Source organism: Actinomadura sp. 6K520, from assembly GCF_004349245.1.
GTDB lineage: Bacteria > Actinomycetota > Actinomycetes > Streptosporangiales > Streptosporangiaceae > Spirillospora.
Map to the genome: position 1 here is coordinate 1 of NZ_SMLC01000341.1, position 3,092 is coordinate 3,092.

At 74.5% G+C, this 3,092-nt stretch carries 3 protein-coding genes; 2 read left to right on the forward strand and 1 reads right to left on the reverse strand.

Annotation, left to right across the window (positions count from 1 at the left end; translation table 11 throughout):
• The coding region (locus E1289_RS38720) for a DUF4185 domain-containing protein (RefSeq protein ID WP_165970780.1) at positions 1-663 on the forward strand (663 nt) is incomplete at its 5' end.
• Positions 664-700: 37 nt separating this feature from the next.
• Here the strand turns inward: E1289_RS38720 and E1289_RS37045 are convergent.
• On the reverse strand, positions 701-1,375 hold the full coding sequence (locus E1289_RS37045) for a hemerythrin domain-containing protein (protein ID WP_131988775.1): 675 nt from the start codon (positions 1,373-1,375) through the stop codon (positions 701-703).
• A 185-nt stretch (positions 1,376-1,560) separates the two neighbouring features.
• Between E1289_RS37045 and E1289_RS37050 the strand changes: the two genes are divergently transcribed.
• A complete protein-coding gene (locus E1289_RS37050) occupies positions 1,561-3,045 on the forward strand; it encodes an MFS transporter (protein WP_131988777.1) in 1,485 nt (494 codons plus the stop codon).
• Positions 3,046-3,092: the final 47 nt, after the last annotated feature.

Below are 3,092 nucleotides of genomic sequence, written 5' to 3' on the forward strand. Positions count from 1 at the left end.
CCCGGCACCTCCACCCTCCTGATCGCCTACACCGACGTGTGCGTGCACGGCACCACCATCAGCACCCAGGGGTTCGGGCTGGTCACCTACCGGCCCGCCGGCAACGTCCTGACCGGCCGCACCCGGCTGTTCACCTCCCCGGGCGGGCTGCCGTTCCAGCACAACCTCGGCTCCCCCGTGTTCACCCGCGGCCACCTGTACCTGTTCGCCTCGGTGTGCGACACCTCCGCGTTCGGCGTCTGCCACGGCGGGCGCGTCACCCTGGCCCGCGTCCCCGCCGACCCCGCCGCCTGGCGCGATCCCGCCGCCTACCGGTACTGGACGCCCGGCGGCTGGACCCACGACGCCGCCCAGGCCCGCACCGTCGTGTACGGCGCGGCCCCCTACCTGATCCACGTCGCCGACTACACCGGCCTCGGCAAGGGCCTGGTCATGGTCGAGCAGCGCGCCCTGTCCGGGCGGTTCCGCCTCTGGCGCGCCCCCGCACCCGAAGGCCCCTGGACGCCCGCGGGCGACGGCAGGGCCCCCTGTTCCGGCGGCACCGGCCTCGACCAGTGCCGCGCCCTCATCGGGCACCCGGCCCTCAGCACCCGTGACGCGCTGCTGATGACCTACTACAACCCCGCCGACCACCACATCACCGCACGCGCCGTCCCCTGGTGACCCCGGCACGGCGGCACCGGGTCACCGGCCCCAGGGTTCACAGGCTCCACAGGCGCCGCTTGCGGTAGCGGGGCTCCCACACCACCCGGTTGCGCTCGCGCAGCGGCGCCGGCAGCGACGTCAGGAACCGGCTGCGCTCGACCGGCGCGATCCCGTCCACGACCCACGGGACGAACAGCCACGCCTCCGCCCCCCACCGGCCGCCGGCCTCCTCGGCGACCGCCCGCCAGTCCGCGGGGCGCAGCACCGACTCCGCCAGCGGCACCGCGCTCATCTCCTCGTGCCGCAGGTGCGCCTCCACCGTCTCGCGCAGCTCCCGCACCGCCGCGGGCAGGTCGCCGCCGTCCCGCCCGTCCCGCCCGGCACGGTCGGCACGGTCGCCCCCGGCGCAGTCGCGCATCGCGGCGTCGACCCGGCCGGCCAGCGGCCCGATCCGCGCGTGCTCGGCGTGCATCTGCGCCAGCACGGCCCGCACGCCGGGGCGGCCGGCCGCGCGCTCCACCCGCGGCCACAGCACCGCGTCCTCCAGGTCGTGGTGCAGCCGGATCTGGTCCTTGAGGTTATCCCAGCCCGCGCGCACGTGCGTGCGCCCGCCCTTGCCGGCCGCCGCCGCCGCCGCGAGCCGGTCCAGATCCCGGCGGAACGCGTCATGGGCGGCGTGCACGAGGGTGTGGCAGATCACGTCACGCGGCTGGATCGCGAATGCTCCCATGCAGATATGACCCGCCGGCCGGGGCCGTTGTGACATAGCGGACGCGCCGGGAGACCCATCTCACCCCTCCGGAAGGCGCGAGACGGGTGATCTGTGCATTGTGCATTGAACCCAATCGTATGTATTGTGCACAGGTTCCGGTCGCCGAGCCCCCGGACCGAGCCGCACAATGAGGGAGAACTTTCGTGAAACAGGCCGAGCCCGCCGTCCGCCCGGGGGCGATCGTCGGAGTGCTGGCGGCGGCCGGCATCGTCGCGGCCCTCATGCAGACGCTGGTGGTGCCGTTCGTCGGCGAGATGCCGCGCCTGCTGGACACCAGCGCCTCCAACGCCTCCTGGGTGGTCACGGTCACCCTGCTGGCGGGCGCGGTCTCCATCCCGGTGACCGGCCGGCTCGGCGACCTGCACGGCAAGCGCACCGTCCTGCTGGCCTGCGCGGTGCCGCTGACCGCCGGGTCGCTGGTGTGCGCGCTCACCGACTCCGTCATCCCGATGATCATCGGGCGCGGGCTGCAGGGCGTCGGGATGGGCCTGATCCCGCTGGGCATCAGCATCCTGCGCGAGCTGCTGCCGCCCGAACGGCTCGGCTCGGCGATCGCGCTGATCAGCGCCTCCCTCGGCATCGGCGGCGCCCTCGGCCTGCCGATCGCGGCCGCCGTCGCCGAGCACACCAGCTGGCGCGCCCTGTTCTGGGGCTCGGCCGCGCTCAGCGCGCTGATCGGCGTGCTGATCTGGCGGCTGCTGCCCTCCACTCCCCCGCAGGCCCAGGGACGCCTGGACGTGGTCGGCGCGCTCGGCCTGGGCACCGGGCTGATCTGCCTGCTGCTGGGCTTCTCCAAGGGCTCGGACTGGGGCTGGGCCGCAGCCCCCACCCTCGCCCTGCTCGCCGCCGCCGCGGCGGTCCTGCCGGCCTGGGCGTGGTGGGAGCTGCGGTCGGCCGACCCGCTGGTCGACCTGCGCGTCACCGCGCGCCGCCAGGTCCTGTTCACCAACCTGGCCTCGATCCTGGTCGGCTGCGCCATGTACGCGCAGGCGCTGATCGTGATGCAGCTGCTGCAGCTGCCCGAGGCCACCGGATACGGCCTGGGGCAGTCGATGCTGGCCGCCGGGCTGTGGATGGCGCCGGCCGGGCTGATGATGATGGCGGTCTCGCCGCTGGGCGCCAAGCTGTCGGCCGCCGCCGGGCCCAAGGTCACCCTGGGCGCCGGGAGCCTCGTCATCGCCCTCGGCTACGGATCGTCGGTGGTCCTGATGGGCTCGCCGTGGGGGCTGCTGGTCGTCACCGTCGTCTGCAACGCCGGCGTCGGGCTCGCCTACGGCGCGATGCCCGCCCTGATCATGAGCGCGGTACCGCCCTCGGAGACCGCGTCGGCCAACGGCTTCAACACCCTCATGCGCTCCATCGGCACGACCGTGTCCGCCGCCGTCGTCGGGGTCGTCCTGGCCGAGATGACCACGACCATGGGCGGGCACGTCCTGCCGTCCGAGGCCGGGTTCCGCGCCAGCATGCTGTTCGGCTGCGGCGTCGCGCTGCTGGCCGCGGCGGTCACCCTGGCCATCCCCGGCCGCGCCGCCCGGCCCCGGACCCGGGACGCCGCCCTGCACCGTGTCTCGTCCGGTCACCGGGTCGCCTCCTTGACGCGCTCGCGGGTGAAGCGGCCGAAGTTGTAGTACGCGGCGCAGGCGCCCTCGGAGGAGACCATGCAGGTGCCGATGGG